General features: G+C 59.0%; 12 protein-coding genes. 8 read left to right on the top strand and 4 right to left on the bottom strand.

What is annotated here, in order from left to right; all coding sequences use genetic code 11:
• Positions 1-121 precede the first annotated feature (121 nt).
• Positions 122-1,906 carry a methyl-accepting chemotaxis protein gene (locus APU11_RS20265; RefSeq protein WP_045294329.1) on the bottom strand — a complete coding sequence of 595 codons (1,785 nt, stop codon included), beginning with the start codon at positions 1,904-1,906 and terminating at the stop codon, positions 122-124.
• 106 nt (positions 1,907-2,012) lie between these two features.
• Positions 2,013-2,366 carry a DsrE/DsrF/TusD sulfur relay family protein gene (locus APU11_RS20260; protein WP_013096245.1) on the bottom strand — a complete coding sequence of 118 codons (354 nt, stop codon included), beginning with the start codon at positions 2,364-2,366 and terminating at the stop codon, positions 2,013-2,015.
• A 72-nt stretch (positions 2,367-2,438) separates the two neighbouring features.
• Here APU11_RS20260 and nasR point away from each other — a divergent pair, with 72 nt between their 5' ends.
• From nasR to APU11_RS20225, 7 genes are all read left to right on the top strand, one after another.
• Complete coding sequence (gene nasR, locus APU11_RS20255) at positions 2,439-3,623, top strand: nitrate regulatory protein NasR (RefSeq protein ID WP_045294327.1); 1,185 nt, start codon at positions 2,439-2,441, stop codon at positions 3,621-3,623.
• 228 nt (positions 3,624-3,851) lie between these two features.
• Positions 3,852-5,099, top strand: a complete 1,248-nt coding sequence (locus tag APU11_RS20250; protein WP_045294325.1) for a CmpA/NrtA family ABC transporter substrate-binding protein — start codon at positions 3,852-3,854, stop codon at positions 5,097-5,099.
• A 2-nt stretch (positions 5,100-5,101) separates the two neighbouring features.
• Positions 5,102-5,983, top strand: a complete 882-nt coding sequence (gene ntrB / locus APU11_RS20245; protein WP_045294324.1) for a nitrate ABC transporter permease — start codon at positions 5,102-5,104, stop codon at positions 5,981-5,983.
• 9 nt (positions 5,984-5,992) lie between these two features.
• A complete protein-coding gene (locus APU11_RS20240) occupies positions 5,993-6,781 on the top strand; it encodes an ABC transporter ATP-binding protein (protein ID WP_013096250.1) in 789 nt (262 codons plus the stop codon).
• A gap of 13 nt (positions 6,782-6,794) precedes the next feature.
• Positions 6,795-10,784, top strand: a complete 3,990-nt coding sequence (gene nirB, locus APU11_RS20235) for a nitrite reductase large subunit NirB (protein WP_072200474.1) — start codon at positions 6,795-6,797, stop codon at positions 10,782-10,784.
• Positions 10,781-13,258, top strand: coding sequence for a nitrate reductase (locus tag APU11_RS20230; RefSeq protein ID WP_058650769.1), 2,478 nt, complete (start codon positions 10,781-10,783; stop codon positions 13,256-13,258). Before nirB ends, APU11_RS20230 begins: the two co-directional genes overlap by 4 nt.
• Positions 13,259-13,395: 137 nt before the next feature.
• Entirely contained in the window at positions 13,396-14,802 is a 1,407-nt protein-coding gene (locus APU11_RS20225) for a YchO/YchP family invasin (protein WP_058650768.1), read from the top strand.
• A gap of 3 nt (positions 14,803-14,805) precedes the next feature.
• On the opposite strand, the gene narL is transcribed toward APU11_RS20225, so the two are convergent.
• Positions 14,806-15,456, bottom strand: a complete 651-nt coding sequence (gene narL, locus APU11_RS20220; protein WP_003856701.1) for a two-component system response regulator NarL — start codon at positions 15,454-15,456, stop codon at positions 14,806-14,808.
• The gene (gene narX / locus APU11_RS20215; protein ID WP_058650767.1) at positions 15,449-17,245 is read right to left on the bottom strand and encodes a nitrate/nitrite two-component system sensor histidine kinase NarX; all 1,797 of its coding nucleotides are present in this window, start codon (positions 17,243-17,245) and stop codon (positions 15,449-15,451) included. The genes narL and narX overlap by 8 nt, the downstream gene beginning before the upstream one ends.
• A 309-nt stretch (positions 17,246-17,554) precedes the next feature.
• Between narX and APU11_RS20210 the strand changes: the two genes are divergently transcribed.
• A complete protein-coding gene (locus APU11_RS20210) occupies positions 17,555-18,952 on the top strand; it encodes a NarK family nitrate/nitrite MFS transporter (RefSeq protein ID WP_013096255.1) in 1,398 nt (465 codons plus the stop codon).
• The last annotated feature ends 260 nt before the right edge of the window (positions 18,953-19,212 follow it).

Genomic DNA, 19,212 nt, shown 5'->3' with positions numbered 1-19,212 from the left:
GGGGAGCGTCGGGATGCTGATTTTGATCAAAAAATGGCATAACGTTTAAACAAAAATGACAAAATACCTGAAAGCATTCAGCTGGCGCGCGTTTACACGGTGAAGGCGCGCCAGAAGAAAATTAAATGCGGAAATGTCCGGCAGTTTCAGCAAGGTCGCCCGCCTGGCTCTGCAGGGCGCTGGCGGCTGCGGCGGATTGCACCACCAGTTCAGCGTTCTGCTGCACCATTCTGTCGAGGTGCGTGACAGCATGGTTGATCTCATGGATGCCTTTCATCTGCTCGCTGGTGGCGATGGAAATTTCACGCATGATACCCGAGACACTGCCGATGCTGGCGCGGATCTCATCCATGCTTTCCCCGGCCAGATGTACATAGCGGGAGCCGGTTGCCACGCTGTCGGTGGTGGAGTCGATAAGCGATTTGATCTCCTTCGCCGCCTGGGCGCTGCGGCTCGCCAGGTTACGTACTTCGCCTGCCACCACGGCAAACCCGCGGCCCTGCTCACCGGCGCGCGCTGCTTCCACCGAGGCGTTCAGCGCCAGGATATTGGTCTGGAAGGCGATGCCATCAATCACGCTGGTGATATCGCCAATTTTTGCCGAAGCCACTTCAATGGATTGCATGGTGCTGATGGCCTGAGAGACGACCTCACCGCCGCGTGAGGCCGCAGCGGAGGCTTTACTGGCCTGTTCATTCGCTTCTGCCGCGGACTCATTTGACTGAGTCACCGACGCGGTGATCTGCTCTACGGCGCTGGCGGTTTCACGCAGGCTGGAGGCTGCCTGCTCGGTGCGCCCGGAGAGATCCTGGTTGCCAGCCGCAATCTCCTGGGCGGCATTTTTCACCGAGGCGCTGGCATCACGCAGTTGGATCATCACCACCGAGAGCTTATCGCTAAAGGCGTTAAACGCCTGGGCGATTTGCGCCACTTCGTCGTTACCGCTCTCCGGCAGGCGCTGGGAGAGATCGTTGGTACCGTTGGCGATGTTATGCATCGCGTCGCGGATATCGGACAACCGCTTGAGCAGGCGGGCAATAAGAATGTGGACAAGCGCGCCGCTCAGCAGGGCGAGGATCACCAGCGAGAGCGCCGAGGCTTTCAGCAGCGAGCGCATGCCGGAGGTGGCGTCGTTATTGTCGAGCGCGACCACCAGCATCCAGTTTGTTCCCGGAACGGCCGTGGCCACGAGGGTTTTATCACCGCCGTCAAATGTGCCATCAACCGGTTCACCGCTTTTCAGGGTCACTAAATCGGTGCCGGTAATGGTTTCTGCAAACGGTTTTAACGTCAGGGCCGGATCGTTGGCGGCGATAACGCTGCCGTCACTGTTCAGAAGTAACCCGCTGCTGGCCGGGGTCGGGTGAATGCCGCGCACGTTAGCGACCACGCTATCCATGGCCACGTCGCCCGCCACCACCGCTTTCAGGGTCCCGTTTTCTTTTACCGGTACCGCAAAAGTTACCACCAGTTTTCCGGTTCCGGCGTCCACGTAAGGCGCGGTCACCACCGGTCCGTCCTGGCTGACCACCTGCTGATACCAGGGGCGAATGGTCGGGTCATAATCCGCAGGCACGCCCGCAGGCTCAGAGAATTTCGCCGTTTTAGTGGCATAGCCCACATAGACGTTGGTGAAGCCTCCCGCCTGGGCGAGTTGTTTAAAGACCGGTACCGGGTCGTCACTCAGCGCCACGCTCTGGGCGGAGGCAATGACCGTCATTTTGCTTTTCACCCAGTCGGCAATCGCCATGTTATGGCTGGCGCTGGTGCTGGTCAGAATGTCACGCTGCGACTGCTGATTATCCTGGCGCGTGACCTGGAAATTAATGACGGTATTGAGAAGAAGGGCGACGACCAGGCAGCCTGTCGTCGCGACAATGATGCGAGCACGAATCGATCTGAACATAAGTGAAATACCTGCTGTGTTGTTTCCATGCCTATCGGCAACCCCGCAGGTAAACTTGATGCTGAAACCGCGTCCATAAGAAAATAATATTTTTACGGGTTTATTATTAAAAAGTTAATACTTTATCGGCGGCTAACGTCCACTCGGCCAGCTCGACAAGTGTGCCAATTTCCACGCCGTCAATCAGCGGCAGCCCGGTGATACCACGCCCGTCGGTACAGGTTTTGCAGAGCTTAACCGGCACGTTTTGCGCCGTCAGGATCTCCAGCATCTGCTGAATGTTGTAGCCCTCTGCCGGTTTTTGGCCTTTCAGGCCAGCGGTGACCGCGTCGGACATCAAAAAGATCCGCAGCTCCAGCTCGCTCGCGTTATCGCGCAATGCTATGGCCAGACGCAGGCTATTAAAAAGGGATTCGCTGCCGTAGGCCGCCCCGTTGGCGACGATCACAATCTTCTGCATGTTAACTCCTGTTTATATTAAGGCACGAATATTGCTTGATTCTCCCAGGTAGGGTTATCCGGGAGAGTAAGCATGACATTAATGGCTGGCAATTCGTCGGGTGCAACCGAATGGCTCCAGCGCGCAAAAGCGTTGCGCCAGGAGCAGCTCAGCAAGCTGGCACAGCTGGGCGTACTGGTGAATGGCATTAGCCAACTGGTGCATATGCTACAGTGCGAGCGCGGTGCATCAAACGTCTGGCTCTGCTCACAGGGTAAGCTCTATGCCCCCGAATGCAAAGCCAGCCGGGCGCTGGTGGATGAAAATCTCACCATACTGTATGGCATTCTGGATAGACACTCCCCAGTGCCGGGCAGCGCCGTGTGTGAGCGCATCGCCGCAGCGTTGCAGAGCCTTGAATCACTCCGCGCCCTGCGAGAAGGGGTGAACCAACAAACCGTTACCGCTCCGCAGGCGATGGAGCATTACTGTCGCATGCTTCGCCATCTGCTCAGTATCGTGCCGCAGCTCAACGACAGCATTGACGATCCGCAACTGGCGGGGCGTTTTGTTGCCCTGTATAGCCTGATGCAGGGCAAAGAGCTGGCGGGACAAGAGCGGGCGCTGGGGGCTATCGGCTTCACGCAGGGTTTTTTTGATGATGTCACCCGCCAGAGGCTGGTGGATCGCATTGACGGGCAGCAGGCCTGTTTTGAGATCTTTTTAAGCCACAGCCCAGCGGATGTGCAGAGCACCTTTTCCCGGGACTGCCAGCCCGACCGCGAAACGGAGCAACTTCGGCGTGTGGCCTGTACCCGCCAGCCTGCTGCGGATAATGGCGACACGGCGCTGAACTGGTTCGCCCTGCAAACGTCGCGTCTTGAGTACCTGCGCACCCTGGAGGAGATGGTTATCGCCGACCTGATGCTGGCGGTTGATGAGCGTATCCATCATGACCCTCAACATCCGGTAAGTGCCGATGAGAATGACGATCCGCTCGCGCTTTATCCGGATAAACCTTTGCTGCCGCTGGTTCGCCAGCAGGCTCGTGAAATAGAACAGCTTTCCCGCCAGCTCGCGACGCTGCGCGATACGCTGGAAGAGCGCAAGACCATTGATAAAGCCAAAAGCGTGCTGATGACCCACCACAACATGAGTGAGGAACAGGCGTGGACGGCGCTGCGCAAAATGGCGATGGATAAGAATCAGCGCATGGTGGATATCGCCCGCGCGCTGCTTACCGTGAAGCGATTGTGGCAGCTAACCCCTAAGGAGTAGCTGCACAATCAGTGGGCACGTTGTGCCTGATTGAGGTGCGTTTTTGCAGAGCCAGTGGGGCAAAAGCCACAAAAACAAGGCATTAAAACCTGGCATTAGCTTTGCATTATTACAGTAACCAATTTTGACGGTGCGCCAACGGCGGTGCATCAGTCTTCGGGATAAAGGCGTCCAGCGGTGCTTCGGCACTGTCGGGCGCTTTTTTTTGTCTTTTTTTCAGGAGTGGTCATGGCGGATTTGTCGAGACGGCGGTTTTTGCAGGCCAGCGTGCTGGCGAGCAGTGCAATGTTGTTACCGGGTGTCATGCAGGCCGCGTGGGCGGCAGGCTCGGATAAACCCGAGCAGGAGACGGTGCGCATCGGGTTTATCCCGCTGACCGACTGCGCTCCGGTGGTCATCGCGGCGCTGAAAGGGTTCGATAAAAAGCATGGCATTACCATCGTGCCCACCAAAGAGGCGAGCTGGGCGGCCGTGCGCGATAAGTTAGTCGCGGGGGAGCTGGACGCGGCGCACATTCTTTACGGTCTGCTGTACGGACTGGAACTGGGGATCGCCGGTAAGCCACAGCAGATGGCGAATCTGATGACCCTCAACCAGAACGGCCAGGCGATTACGCTCTCTGCCGATCTGGCAGAGAAGGGCGTTCGCGATCTCGACGGGCTGAAGAAACTGATTGGTCAGCAGGCACCGGGCACGTACACCTTCGCGCATACCTTCCCGACGGGCACGCACGCCATGTGGCTCTACTACTGGCTGGCCAGTGCGGGCATTAACCCGTTTGACGATGTTCGCACCGTGGTGGTACCGCCGCCGCAGATGGTGATGAACATGCGTATTGGCAATATGGTCGGCTTTTGCGTCGGCGAGCCGTGGAATGCCCGGGCCATTAACGATCGCATCGGTTTTACCGCTGCAACGTCGCAGTCTATCTGGGCTGACCACCCGGAAAAAATCCTCGGTACCCGTCGCGACTGGGTGGAGAAAAATCCGCACACCGCACGGGCGCTGGTGAGCGCAGTACTGGAAGCCGCGCGCTGGATCGACGCTTCACCGGAAAACAAACGTGATACGGCGCAGATCCTCTCGCGTCGCGCATGGCTGAACACCAAAGAGCAGTACCTCACCGGACGGATGCTGGGTGAGTACGACAACGGGGTGGGCACGCGCTGGCAGGACGCGCATCCGATTCGTTTCTTCAAGGACGGCGCCGTCAGCTACCCCTGGCTCTCTGACGGCATGTGGTTCTTAACCCAGTTCCGCCGCTGGGGCTTGCTGAAATCTGCACCGGACTATGTCGACATTGCCCGGCGTATCAACCAGACGGCGGTCTGGCAGGATGCCGCCACCGCGGTGGGGGGCATTACCACACCGACTTCACCACTACGCAGTAGCACCCTGATGGACGGCACCGTCTGGAACGGTACCGATCCTGAAGGCTATGCCAACCGCTTCGCTATTCACCGTAAAGGGGCCTGATTATGCAGCATCTGCACAGCACGAAAGCAAAACACGAGACGCCGGTGAGTGGCGAGGTGATTACCCTGCCACCGGTTCAGGTTCGCCGTCGTCCTCCGGCGATTGCCCGCCGGATTAACGACCTGCTCCAGCGTATCGTTCCGGCGCTGCTGGGGCTGGGGCTGCTGGTGGTGCTCTGGCAACTGGCGGCAATCAACAGCAAAGGCTTTCCGACGCCGCTGAGCACGCTGGATTCTGCCATCACCCTGTTTGCCGATCCGTTTTATCGCGACGGGCCAAACGACATGGGGATCGGCTGGAACGTGCTTGCCTCCCTGCAGCGCGTGGCGGTGGGCTTTGGCCTGGCCGCGTTAGTCGGTATCCCGCTCGGTTTTCTGATTGGCCGTTTCACCTTTTTCTCACGCATGTTCAGCCCGCTGATTGCGCTGCTGCGCCCGGTCAGCCCATTGGCCTGGCTGCCTATCGGCCTGCTGCTGTTCCAGAAAGCAGAGCCGGCTTCCAGCTGGACCATTTTTATCTGTTCGATCTGGCCAATGGTGATTAACACCGCCGAAGGGGTACGCCGTATTCCGCAGGATTACCTCAATGTCGCCCGTGTGCTGCAGCTTTCTGAGTGGACCATTCTGCGTCGGATCCTCTTCCCGGCGGTGCTGCCGGCGGTGTTGACCGGGGTACGTCTTTCCATCGGTATCGCCTGGCTGGTGATTGTCGCCGCCGAAATGCTGACAGGCGGCTTAGGGATCGGTTTCTGGATCTGGAATGAGTGGAACAACCTCAACGTCGAAAACATTCTCATCGCCATCGTCATCATTGGCGTGGTCGGGTTACTGCTGGAGCAGGGGCTGATGCTGATCGCCCGTCGCTTTAGCTGGCAGGAAAAATAAGGAGCGAACATGAAACCAATCATTCAGGTCCAGGCCGTAAGCCAGCGTTTTTCTACCGCCAGCGGAGAATTTCTGGCGCTGCAGAACGTCTCGTTTGATATCCACGAAGGTGAAACCGTGAGCCTGATAGGCCACTCCGGCTGCGGCAAATCAACGTTGCTGAACTTGATCGCCGGGATCACCCTGCCGACGGAAGGGGGACTGATTTGCGACAACCGTGAAATTGCGGGTCCGGGACCGGAGCGTGCGGTGGTCTTTCAGAACCACTCCCTGCTGCCGTGGCTGACTTGTTTCGACAACGTTGCGCTGGCGGTCGATCAGGTGTTCCGCCACACCATGAGCAAGGCGGAGCGTCGTGAGTGGATTGAACACAACCTCGATCGCGTGCAGATGGGGCACGCCCTGCATAAACGCCCGGGGGAGATCTCAGGCGGCATGAAGCAGCGCGTGGGCATTGCCCGTGCGCTGGCGATGAAGCCGAAAGTGTTGCTGATGGATGAACCGTTTGGCGCGCTGGATGCCCTGACGCGTGCCCATTTGCAGGATTCGGTGATGCAAATCCAGCAGGCGCTCAACACCACCATTGTGCTCATCACCCACGACGTGGACGAAGCGGTGCTGCTCTCTGACCGCGTGCTGATGATGACCAACGGCCCGGCGGCAACCGTCGGCGAAATCCTGGAGGTTGACCTGCCGCGTCCGCGTAACCGGGTGCAGCTGGCGGACGACAGCCGCTACCACCACATGCGCCAGCAGATCCTCCATTTCCTCTATGAAAAACAGCCCAAAGCGGCGTAGTGGGGGCACCACGATGCGACTGGTCATTATCGGCAATGGAATGGCAGCAACACGGCTGATTGCCTCGCTGACCGGGCGTGCGCCTGGCCGCTTCGCGATCACCGTGTTGGGTGAGGAGCCTGAGCATGCGTACAACCGCATCCAGCTTTCGCCGGTGTTGGGTGGGGAAAAACGTCCGGAACAGATCCGCCTGCAGGACGATGACTGGTACCGCGAGCGCGGCGTCACGGTGCTCAGGGGGCAAATGGTGCTCGCTGTGGACGTGGCGAAACGGGAAATCCGTACCGCGCAGACCACGCTGGGGTGGGATGAACTGGTCTTCGCCACCGGGTCGATACCGTTCGTGCCGCCGATCCCCGGGGGCGATGCGCCACACGTCTTTACCTTCCGCCGCCTTGAGGATACGCGAGCCATTGCGCAGATCCCGGGGCCAGCGGTGGTGTTGGGCGGTGGCGTGCTGGGCGTTGAGACGGCAGCGGCGCTGGCACAAAGTTGTGACAACGTCACGCTGGTGCATCGCGGACCGTGGTTGATGGAACAACAGCTGGATCGGCAGGCGGGGCTGCTGCTGGAGGCTGCGCTGGCGGAGCGCGGCGTGCGCTGCGAGCTGTCGTCAGGGATCGCGGCAATCGCGCCGGATTCAGTGACGCTGCTCAACGGACGCCAGGTTAGCGCCGCGCGCGTGGTGCTGGCTACCGGCGTACTGCCCAACATCGCCCTGGCAAGCGCCAGCGGTATTCACTGCGCCCGTGGCATTGTGGTCGACCAGCAGATGCAGACCTCCGTCCCGGCTATTAGCGCCATTGGGGAGTGCTGCGAAATCGACGGTCAGACGTTTGGCCTGGTTGCCCCCTGCCTGGCGCAGGCGGACATTCTCGCCGCCCGGCTGGCAGGGGACGCCCCTGTGCCTTTTGCCCATACCGACAGCGGGATGCGCCTGAAGGTCACCGGTGTGGAGCTCTTCAGCGCCGGGCGCGTAACGGCGCAACCGGAGGATACGGTCTGGGACGCGTGGGATCCGCTGACCCGTCACTACCGTCGCTTACTGATTCATCGCGGTGCGCTGGCTGGCGTACTGCTGATGGGAGATTGCCGCAGCGCGGCAACATTTACCGATTTACTGGCAACGGCTGCGCCCGCACACGTGGACTGGCTGTTCGATCGATTCACTACGACGCAACCGCAGGTTGCAGGACAGAACGCTATGACAAAACCTACTCTGGTGGTGGTTGGGCACGGTATGGTCGGCCACCATTTTCTTGAAGACTGCGTAAACCGCAATCTGCATCAGCAATACCAGATTGTCGTCTTTGGCGAAGAGCGTTATGCCGCTTACGACCGCGTACATCTCTCAGAGTATTTTGGCGGCCGCAGCGCGGAGTCCCTCTCGCTGGTGGAGGGCGACTTCTTTGCCAGACACGGCATAGAGTTGCGTTTGTCGCAGCAAATTGTCGCCATCGATCGCGACGCGCACGTTGTGCGTACCGCCAGCGGTCACGAAACCCACTGGGACAAACTGGTGCTGGCGACCGGCTCGTATCCGTTTGTGCCGCCGGTGCCGGGCAACACGCTGCCGGGCTGCTTTGTCTACCGTACGCTGGACGATCTCGATAACATTGCCGCGCATGCGAAGGGATCCCGACGCGGCGTGGTCATTGGCGGTGGCCTGCTCGGGCTGGAGGCGGCCAACGCCCTCAAACAGCTGGGGCTTGAAACCCACGTGGTGGAATTCGCCCCCAACCTGATGGCGGTACAGCTCGACAACGACGGCGCGGCGATGCTGCGTAAAAAAATTGAAGCGCTCGGCGTCGGGGTTCACACCAGCAAAGCCACCACTGAAATTGCGGCCACCGACGACGGACTGGTCCTGCATTTTGCCGACGGTGAACAGCTGGACACCGATATGGTGGTCTTCTCTGCCGGGATCCGCCCGCAGGATGCGCTGGCGCGCAGCAGCGGCCTGGCGATCGGCGAGCGTGGCGGGATCTGCATTGATACCGCCTGCCAGACCTCAGATAAGGACATCTTCGCCATCGGGGAATGTGCGCTGTGGGAAGGTAAAATCTTCGGTCTGGTGGCGCCGGGTTACCAGATGGCACGCGTGGCGGCGGCCACGCTGGCGGGTGAGGAGAAATCCTTCACCGGCGCGGATATGAGCACCAAACTTAAGCTGCTGGGCGTGGACGTGGCCTCGTTTGGGGATGCCCATGGCCGTACGCCGGGGGCATTGAGCTACCAGTGGACCCACGGCCCGCAGCAAATCTATAAAAAAATTGTCGTCAGCCATGACAACAAAACCCTGCTCGGCGGCGTGCTGGTGGGGGATGCCAGCGAATACGCCACGCTGGTGCAGATGATGCTTAACGGAATCAGCCTGCCAAAAGAGCCTGAAACGCTCATCTTGCCAGCCTTCTCCGGTAGCGCGCCAAAAGCGCTGGGGGTGGCGGCGCTGCCGGAAAGCGCGCAGATCTGCTCCTGTCATAACGTCAGCAAAGGCGATATCTGCCAGGCAGTAAGCGCCGGTGCGACGGAGATCGGCACCATCAAGCAGTGCACCAAAGCGGCGACCGGCTGCGGTGGGTGCAGCGCGCTGGTGAAACAGGTGATGGAGTTCCAGCTGGCTGAGCAGGGCGTGGAGGTGAAAAAAGATATCTGTGTGCACTTCCCGTACTCGCGTCAGGAGATATACCACCTGGTGCGCGTCAACCATATTCGTACCTTCGACCAGCTGATTAGCCGCTACGGCCAAGGGCACGGCTGTGAGATCTGTAAACCGCTGGTGGGGTCAGTGCTGGCCTCCTGCTGGAACGAATACCTGCTGAAACCGGCGCATCTCCCGCTGCAGGACACCAACGACCGCTACTTTGCCAATATTCAGAAGGACGGAACGTACTCCATCGTGCCGCGCATGCCCGCCGGGGAAGTAACGGCCGACGGGCTGATTGCTATCGGGCAGATCGCAAAGCGCTACGGGCTGTACAGCAAGATCACCGGCGGCCAGCGTATTGACCTGTTTGGTGCCACGCTGGAGCAGTTGCCGGAGATCTGGCAGGCGCTGGTGGAGGCCGGATTTGAAACCGGGCATGCGTACGGTAAATCCCTGCGTACCGTGAAATCCTGCGTCGGGTCAACCTGGTGCCGCTATGGCGTGCAGGACTCCACCGGCCTTGCGGTCAAACTGGAGCACCGTTACAAGGGGCTGCGCGCGCCGCACAAAATCAAAATGGCGGTGTCCGGCTGTACCCGCGAGTGTGCCGAGGCGCAAAGCAAAGATGTCGGCGTGATCGCCACGGACAAAGGCTGGAATCTCTATCTGTGCGGCAACGGCGGCATGAAGCCGCGACACGCGGATCTCTTCGCCAGCGATCTGGATGAAGAGACGCTGATCCGTACCGTCGACCGTTTTCTGATGTTCTACATTCGCACGGCGGATCGCCTGCAGCGGACCAGCACCTGGATGGACAACCTTGAAGGCGGTCTCGACTATCTGCGGGAGGTGATCCTCGACGATAGCCTCGGTATTGCGCAGGAGCTGGAGCAGGAGATGGCCCGTGTGGTGGAAACGTATCAGTGTGAATGGCAGACCACGCTTAACGATCCGAACCGTCTGGCGCTGTTCCGCACGGCGGTGAACGGTCCGGCGACGGAAGAGAACAAACGCTGGCAGGAAATTTGCGGTCTGGATGAGATCCCGGAGCAGGCGGGGATCGGCGCCCGGCTGGGGCGTAAGCCGATCGCGCTGTTTCGTTTTGGCAAATCGGTCTATGCCCTTGACGATCAGGAGCCAGGCAGCGATGCGAACGTGCTGTCACGCGGTATTCTTGGCGATGCGGCGGGTGAGCCGGTGGTCATCTCGCCGCTCTATAAACAGCGTATTCGCCTGCGCGACGGCTGCCAGGTGGATAACGGTGAGCCTGCGGTGCGCGCCTGGCCGGTGAAAATCGAAAACGGCAAGGTGTGGGTGGGGAACGACGCGTTGCTGGTGCGTGCGGAGGCATCATGAATGGAACCCGAACAACGTGCCCGTACTGCGGCGTCGGTTGCGGCGTGGTGGCCCGGGTTGAGGGCGACAAGGTCACGGTGCGCGGCGATGAACGCCATCCCGCCAGTTTTGGACGGCTGTGCGTCAAAGGCGCGGCGTTAGGTGAAACCACGGGCCTGCAGGGGCGGCTGCTGCACCCGGTGGTGGACGGGCTGGAGGTGGACTGGCCGCAGGCGTTAAGCGCGGCCGGCGAGCGGCTGCGGGCGATTATCGACACCTGGGGGCCGCAGGCGGTGGCGTTTTACGCCTCCGGCCAGCTACTCACCGAGGATTACTACGCTGCCAATAAGCTGATGAAAGGGTTTATCGGCGCGGCGAACATCGATACCAACTCGCGGCTCTGCATGTCGTCGGCGGTAGCAGGCTATAAGCGCGCATTTGGCGAAGATGTGGTGCCGTGCAGCTATGAGGACGTGGAGAACAGCGATCTGGTGGTGCTGGTGGGTTCAAACGCGGCATGGACGCATCCGGTGCTTTATCAGCGGCTGGTTCAGGCGCGGCAAAACAATCCGCAAATGAAAGTGGTGGTGATCGATCCGCGTAAAACCGCCACCTGTGATATCGCCGACCTGCATCTGGCACTCGCGCCCGGCAGTGACGCCGGGCTGTTTGTCGGTTTGCTCAATCTGATCCAGGGTACCGACGACTGGCCGATTGCCCGCGTGGCCGGGTTTTGTGGTCTTGATGCACAGGAGATTGCCACGTTTTACGACTGGTTCCTCACGGCGCCGCGTGCCATTACGCTCTACACCATGGGGATCAACCAGTCTTCCAGCGGCAGCGACAAGTGCAACGCCATCATTAACGTCCATCTTGCGAGCGGGAAATTTGCCCGTCAGGGCTGCGGGCCGTTTTCGCTGACCGGCCAGCCAAACGCGATGGGGGGACGGGAAGTGGGTGGCCTCGCGAATCAACTGGCGGCGCACATGAGCTTTGAGCCGGACGATCTCTCGCGGGTGGCGCGCTTCTGGGGAACAGAACGGCTGGCGCAAACGCCGGGCCTGATGGCCGTTGAGCTGTTTGACGCCATTGCCCGCGGTGAGGTAAAGGCGGTATGGGTCATGGGCACCAATCCGGCCGTCTCGCTGCCGGACAGTCACGCGGTATGCCAGGCGCTGGCGAACTGTCCGCTGGTCATTGTCTCTGAGGTGATGCAGGAGACTGACACCAGCCGCTACGCCCATATTCGTTTCCCGGCGCTGGGCTGGGGAGAGAAAAACGGCACGGTCACCAACTCCGAACGGCGGATTTCGCGCCAGCGCGCCTTTCTGGCTGCCCCGGGCCAGGCAAAACCGGACTGGTGGATTGTTGCCCAGGTGGCGAAACAGCTCGGCTATGGTGAGGCCTTTGCCTGGGAACATCCGCAGGAGATTTTTTGTGAACATGCGGCGCTGTCGGCGTTTGAGAATGACGGGGCACGGGCGTTTAATCTGCATGCGCTGGCGGGACTTACCCGTGAGGACTGGGATCAGCTTGAGCCTTATCAGTGGGCGGCGGGCGATTTTCCCCACCGGAATGTGGTGCCCGTTGACCCGCGTCCGCACGGCGCGGTGTCAGATGCGTTATATCCGTTGCTGCTGAATACCGGACGCATCCGCGATCAATGGCATACCATGACCCGTACGGGATATGTTCCCGGGCTGATGCAGCATATCTCTGAGCCCTGCGTTGAGATCTGCGCTGCAGATGCCGCGCGTTTCGCCCTTTGCGACGGGCAACTGGCACGGATCAGCTCTCCGCGTGGAGTGATGGTGGCAAAAGTACGTATCAACGATGGACAAAGGGAGGGTGAAGTATTCGCGCCTATGCACTGGAATGCGCAGTTTGCCCGTCAGGGAAAGGTCAATACGCTGGTGGAGGGGCGCTGCGATCCGCAGTCCGGCCAGCCGGAGAGTAAACAGACCGCCGTCAGGATCATGCCATGGCAGCCTGAATGGCAGGGAGAGCTGTATGCCCGTGTGCTGCCGGAACTGCCGCCTTCGGTACACTGGTGGCGCAAAGCATCACGCCTGACGGTGGCGGCTGACGAACCGTTGATGCCGTGGGTGAAAGAGTATGCTGAACAGCAGGGCTGGCAGCTACAACTTGCCCGGACAGATGCGCGCAGCAGCGTACTGGCATGGCATAACGGCGAGCTGATGCTCGGATTCTGGGAAGGGACTACGTTGCCAGCGCTGGCGCATGCGACTATTGAAGAGGCTTTCCGTCGGGCTCCAGAGACGCTTGCGGAGCGGCATGCGCTCCTGAACGGCGCGGGCACGGGGGAGAGTGTCGATCCGGGACGCATTATCTGTAGCTGTTACTGCGTCGGGGAAAATGCGATACGGGAGGCGATTGTCGGCGGGTGCGATTCCGTTGCAGCGCTGGGGGCGAAACTACGGTGTGGCACCAACTGCGGCTCCTGCGTGCCGGAGCTGAAAGGGCTGTTTGGATAATGGTCTAAGAGTGTCGGGTAAGGCGACAATAATGTTCAGGATATTCCTGAAATTTGCGCTAAGACTGCATTTCACAGCTTATCGCGTTAACATTAAAAGCGTTGCCTCATAAACACAGGTTCTTATTTACGACGTTGATGGCTGTATCGTCCCGCATTCGCTTTCTGTTATTACTCCCACTTCTTACGGCGGGTGCCGTTCACGGTGCCCCGAATTCCTTTATGCATCAGGCAGAAAACCCCTTTGATAACAACGGGGACAGTTTGCCCGATCTCGGCATGGCGACGCCAACAGACGAGGGGGAAAAGCACCTGGCCGAAATGGCAAAAGCCTTTGGCGAAGCCAGTATGACCGATAACGGCCTCACCACCGGCGAGCAGGCGCGTCAGTTCGCGTTTGGTAAGGTGCGGGACGCGGTGAGCGGCGAGGTGAATCAGCAGATTGAGTCCTTGCTCTCGCCCTGGGGCAACGCCAGCGTCAATTTACTGGTGGATGACGAGGGGAACTTTAACGGCAGCAGCGGGAGCTGGTTCATCCCCTGGAATGATAACAACCGTTACCTGAGCTGGAGCCAGCTGGGGCTGACGCAGCAGAGTGACGGCCTGGTGAGCAATGCCGGCATCGGTCAGCGCTGGGTTGCCGGAAAATGGCTGCTCGGCTACAACACCTTTTACGATAACCTGCTTGATGAAAACCTGCAGCGTGCCGGGTTAGGCGCGGAGGCGTGGGGCGAGAATCTGCGTCTGTCTGCCAATTACTATCAACCGCTGGCCAGCTGGCGCGAGAGTTCGGACGTGCAGGAGCAGCGCATGGCGCGTGGCTATGACGTGACCGCTAAAGCCTGGCTGCCGTGGTTTCATCATTTCAACACCAGCGTCAGCTTCGAGCAGTACTTTGGTGACAACGTTGACCTGTTCAACAGTGGAACCGGCTATCACAACCCGGTGGCGGTCAACCTGGGGCTTAACTATACGCCTGTTCCGCTGGTCACCCTGACGGCGGCGCATAAGCAGGGCGAGAGCGGTGCGAGTCAGAACAACCTCGGGCTTAAGCTCAACTACCGCTTCGGCGTGCCCCTTGCCAAGCAGCTTTCTGCCAGCGAAGTTGCCGCCACGCGCTCCCTGCGCGGCAGTCGCTATGATTCACCGGAGCGGGATAATCTGCCGGTAATGGAGTTCCGCCAGCGCAAAACGCTCTCCGTCTGGCTGGCGACCCCGCCGTGGGATCTGAAAGGGGGCGAGACCGTGATGCTCAAGCTTCAGGTACGCAGCACTCACGGTATTCGGCAGATCCACTGGCAGGGCGATACCCAGGCACTGAGCCTGACCGCACCGGCCAACACGCACAGCAGCGATGGCTGGAGTGTGATTATGCCTGCCTGGGATGACAGTGACGGGGCGAAGAACCGCTGGCACCTGTCGGCGGTGGTTGAAGATGAAAAAGGACAGCGCGTCTCATCCAATGAGATCACGCTTACCGTGGTTCAGCCGCTTGTCGCGTTACCTGACGACGACCCGCGCTGGAAGTTACTCCCGGATGAGTAATCCTCAGAAAATGCGTTCCTGATGCACCCACACGGCGGCTTCAACGCGGGATTTTAACTTCATCTTCTTCAGCATATGTTTCACATGCACCTTGACCGTGCTCTCGGTGATATCCAGACGACGGGCGATCATTTTGTTCGGCAGACCCTGGGCAATCAGCTTCAGAATATCGCGCTCGCGCGGGGTTAACTGGCTGACGTCGCGGTCGGAGGTGGCGCGGTTTGCCCGCAGGCTGGCGGCCAGCACCGGGGTTAACGCCTCGCTCAGTACCATTTCGCCTGCCGCAGCCTGTTGCAGGGCCTTGAGCAGATCTTCCGGCTCCATGTCTTTCAGCAGGTAGCCGTCTGCACCGCGTTTTAACGCCGTGACGACATCTTCTTCATGGTTTGAGACGCTAAAGACCACCACGCGTCCCGACAGCGATTTTTCACGCAGCTTATCGAGCGTCTCCAGACCGTTCATGCCTGGCATGTTCAGATCGAGCAGGATCAAATCAGGATCAAGCGATTCGGCAAGTTCAATGCCCTGTTCACCGTTGCTGGCTTCGCCAACGACGGTGATATCAGGTGCCATGCTGACCAGCTGTTTTACGCCAGTACGCAGCATCGGATGGTCGTCAATCAACAGGATGGATGCCGGTTCCTGATTAGTCATGGGTTTCTCCCTGGATAGTTGTGAGGGGTTTTTCGGGGATAAAGGTGACAACCACTTCTGTGCCACCTGTTTCTCGCCGACGAACCTGACAATCACCGCGCAGGCTTTGGGCGCGGTCTCGCATGATAATTAAACCGTAATGGTTTGTCCGTTCGGCATTTTCCGGCACGCCGCGGCCGTTGTCATGAACCGTGAGCTTCACCTGATTATCGTGCTGGCTAACGGTAACGGTGACCGCCGTCGCGTCAGCGTGTTTTAGCACGTTGCTCAGCGCTTCGCGGGCGATCTGCAGTAAATGAATGGCCTGATGCGAAGGCACAAAACGAGGCGGTAACTGGTAATCGAGCTTCACCGGGAACCCCAGTCGGGCGCTAAATTCCTGGCAGCTTGCTTCCAGCGCCGGGCGCAGGCCGGGCTCGGTGAGCTGCAGGCGGAAGGTGGTCAGCAGTTCGCGAAGCTGTACCCAGGAGGTGTTCAGCTCGTTGCGGATCTGGCTCAGCAGCGCTTTGTTGCTTTCCGGCATTTCTGCGGCCTGCATTTGCAGACAGCTGACCTGCATTTTCATACAGGAGAGCGACTGGGCGATAGAGTCGTGGAGTTCGCGGGCGATGGTGGCGCGCTCTTCCATCACGATCAGCTGCTGCTGCTTCTCCTGATGGCGGTCTAGGGCCAGCGTGGCCGTCAGCTGTTCAACCAGCGTATCCACCAGTTGCTGCTGGTCGTGGCTCAGATGACGCCCGGCGGGCAGGGTCGCCAGCAGAATACCGTACTGGGTGTGGCTGTCTGTCAGCCGCCATTTTAGCGTCGTGCCGCTGGTGGTCAGCGGCGGTAAGCCGCGTGGGCACAGGTGGCAGCCTTTGTCATCGCAGGTCATGTCTGACTGACAGGTAAACTCCTGGTGATTTTCTTCATCTTCCATGTCGTACACCCGAAGCTCCAGATCGTGCAGCAGGGTCAGATTCTGCAGGCCATTCAGGACCGGGGAGAGACGTTCGCACAGCGGCACCTGCATATGCAGGCGGCGATTAGCCTGCCACAGGAACGAGAGGATCTCGTTTTTCTGCTCCAGCCCCGCGGTTTTCTCCTGTACGCGTTTTTCCAGTACTGCATAACTCTCGGCGAGTTCATCTGACATGGTGTTGAGCGCCTGGCCCAGCATCGCCATTTCGTTACGTCCGCTGATGTGGGTGCGCTGGGTAAAATCCCGGGCAGTCACCGCGCGGGCCATCGCCAGCAGTTGCTTCCAGGGATTCAGCAGCCGGGCGCGCAGCCAGACAATGGTGAAAATCAGCAGCAGCCCCATAAACAGCGCCATCGCCCGGTGGATCATCACCACCCGGTCGATGCGTAATTCGGTGGTTTGATCGAAAGAGGAGACCAGGGTATCAATGCGGGAAACGAACCCGGCGACATTACGGGCAACGGTATCAGGATTTTTCGCCTGCTTTAACCCCGGCTCCAGCTGAGTGTGCCAGTAGCCCTGAAGGGCTTTAAGCTGGGATTCCTGACCGGCACGAATCGCGGCACTTTCCAGTTCGGTGCTGAAAGCGGTATGTTCCATATCGTCCAGCAGCTTCTGATCGTCCTGGGTTAACGGCACCGATGCCAGTAGACGATAACTCTGCATGCGTAGTGAGCCTGCCTCGTTGATGGCATGGGCATTACCCTGTACACCCTGTACCAGCCAGCCGGAAATCGCCATGCCGGTCACGCCGATGGCGGTAGACAGCAAAACGATCAGGGCGACCTGATTGACGAGTGTTAGCGGAGATAAACATCTTTTTAACATAGAGTTGCCGGGCTCCTGACGTGGCCTGCTTGCAGGAATGGCGTTATTCTGGTGCATACCCTGGAGTATACCCATACCAATAAAGGATTACCTCTAAATTGCCAATGGGGTAAGGCTCAGGGGGAGGAATGGACAGCGAGACGTCAGTCCTGTGAAAAACCACGTCTTTTTTACCGTTTTACTCTACTCACTAAGGATGATGGCTTTTTTTTCGCCGCAAATCCTCCCACTTTTCCTTTGATTTATATCAACTTACCGCCGCCCTAAAACCCTAATGTTTGCAGCATCATTCGAGAATCAGAGGTGTCTATGAGTCACACATCCGCTCCCGAAAGGGAAAATGGTGCCGTTATAACTGACTGGCGTCCGGAAGATCCGGCGTTCTGGCAGCAGCGCGGCCACCGTGTCGCAAGCCGAAATCTGTGGATTTCCGTTCCATGTTTATTGTTAGCGTTTTGCGTCTGGATGTTGTTCAGCGCGGTAGCGGTGAACCTGCCTAAGGTCGGATTTACCTTTACCACCGATCAGTTGTTTATGCTGACCGCGCTGCCGTCGCTGTCGGGAGCCTTGCTGCGCGTGCCTTACGCGTTCATGGTGCCGGTTTTTGGCGGCCGTCGCTGGACGGCGTTCAGTACCGGTATCATGATCGTGCCTTGCGTGTGGCTCGGTTTTGCTGTGCAGGACACCTCCACGCCATTTAGCGTGTTCGTGATCATCTCTCTGCTCTGCGGCTTTGCGGGCGCAAACTTCGCGTCCAGCATGGCAAACATCAGCTTCTTCTTCCCGAAAGCGAAGCAGGGCGGTGCGCTGGGGATTAACGGCGGCCTGGGTAACATGGGCGTCAGCGTAATGCAGCTGATTGCACCGCTGGCGATCTCCGTCTCTATCTTCGCGGCGTTTGGCGGCGGTGGTGTGACGCAGGCAGATGGCTCTTCCCTCTATCTGCAAAACGCGGCCTGGATCTGGGTACCGTTCCTGGTGGTCTTTACCCTTGCGGCCTGGTTCTTTATGAATGACCTGTCTGCATCGAAGGCATCCCTGAGCGAGCAGTTGCCGGTGCTGAAGCGCGGCCACCTGTGGGTGATGGCGCTGCTCTATCTGGCGACCTTCGGCTCGTTCATTGGTTTCTCTGCGGGCTTTGCCATGCTGTCGAAAACCCAGTTCCCGGAGGTGCAAATTCTGCAGTTCGCCTTCTTTGGACCGTTTATTGGCGCGCTGGCGCGTTCGCTGGGCGGCATGGTCTCTGACCGTCTGGGCGGGACCCGCGTGACGCTGATTAACTTCGTTGTGATGGCGGTCTTCTGTGCGCTGCTGTTCCTGACCCTGCCAGCCGACGGGCAGGGGGGTAACTTCATCGCCTTCTTCGGCGTGTTTATGGTGCTGTTCCTGACGGCCGGGCTGGGAAGTGCTTCTACCTTCCAGATGATCTCCGTCATCTTCCGTAAGCTGACCATGGACCGCGTGAAAGCGCAGGGCGGTAGCGAAGAGCAGGCCATGCGCGAAGCGGCAACGGATACGGCGGCAGCGCTGGGCTTTATCTCCGCGATTGGCGCTATCGGTGGCTTCTTTATTCCAAAAGCGTTCGGGATCTCTCTGGACCTGACCGGCTCCCCGGCAGGAGCAATGAAAGTATTCCTTGTTTTCTATATCGCCTGTGTCGCCATCACGTGGCTGGTATATGGCCGTAATTCCAAGAAAAATAAGTAAGTTTGATTATCCGTTTACGCGACCTTTGGGTCGCGTTTTTTTGTTTCCTCAGTAGTTACAACATACTCATGACTTTTTTAAAGCCCCTCCCGCAGGTAACTCTGTGATCGCCATCGCTTTTCAGCCGAGCCTACCCCTTAATACCCGAGATGTTAAAAACAGGCGGGCTTATTGTACGATAAATAAAAAATACCCTTTAAAATCATTGGGATATAAAAATAAAAATTCTACCGCTTTGGTGGTATTCGTTATAACACCTC

It is taken from the genome of Enterobacter sp. 50793107 (assembly GCF_001463365.1).
In the GTDB taxonomy this organism is placed as follows: Bacteria; Pseudomonadota; Gammaproteobacteria; order Enterobacterales; family Enterobacteriaceae; genus Enterobacter; species Enterobacter cloacae.
The sequence above is the reverse complement of the archived record's forward strand: the minus strand, read 5'-3'. Positions and strand labels throughout refer to the sequence as shown.

Excerpts from the sequence above, each read along its gene's own strand:
- APU11_RS20265 (WP_045294329.1), bottom strand. The coding sequence starts at position 1,906 with ATGTTCAGATCGATTCGTGCTCGCATCATTGTCGCGACGACAGGCTGC.
- APU11_RS20260 (WP_013096245.1), bottom strand. The coding sequence starts at position 2,366 with ATGCAGAAGATTGTGATCGTCGCCAACGGGGCGGCCTACGGCAGCGAA.
- nasR (WP_045294327.1), top strand. The coding sequence starts at position 2,439 with ATGACATTAATGGCTGGCAATTCGTCGGGTGCAACCGAATGGCTCCAG.
- APU11_RS20250 (WP_045294325.1), top strand. The coding sequence starts at position 3,852 with ATGGCGGATTTGTCGAGACGGCGGTTTTTGCAGGCCAGCGTGCTGGCG.
- ntrB (WP_045294324.1), top strand. The coding sequence starts at position 5,102 with ATGCAGCATCTGCACAGCACGAAAGCAAAACACGAGACGCCGGTGAGT.
- APU11_RS20240 (WP_013096250.1), top strand. The coding sequence starts at position 5,993 with ATGAAACCAATCATTCAGGTCCAGGCCGTAAGCCAGCGTTTTTCTACC.
- nirB (WP_072200474.1), top strand. The coding sequence starts at position 6,795 with ATGCGACTGGTCATTATCGGCAATGGAATGGCAGCAACACGGCTGATT.
- APU11_RS20230 (WP_058650769.1), top strand. The coding sequence starts at position 10,781 with ATGAATGGAACCCGAACAACGTGCCCGTACTGCGGCGTCGGTTGCGGC.
- APU11_RS20225 (WP_058650768.1), top strand. The coding sequence starts at position 13,396 with ATGGCTGTATCGTCCCGCATTCGCTTTCTGTTATTACTCCCACTTCTT.
- narL (WP_003856701.1), bottom strand. The coding sequence starts at position 15,456 with ATGACTAATCAGGAACCGGCATCCATCCTGTTGATTGACGACCATCCG.
- narX (WP_058650767.1), bottom strand. The coding sequence starts at position 17,245 with ATGTTAAAAAGATGTTTATCTCCGCTAACACTCGTCAATCAGGTCGCC.
- APU11_RS20210 (WP_013096255.1), top strand. The coding sequence starts at position 17,555 with ATGAGTCACACATCCGCTCCCGAAAGGGAAAATGGTGCCGTTATAACT.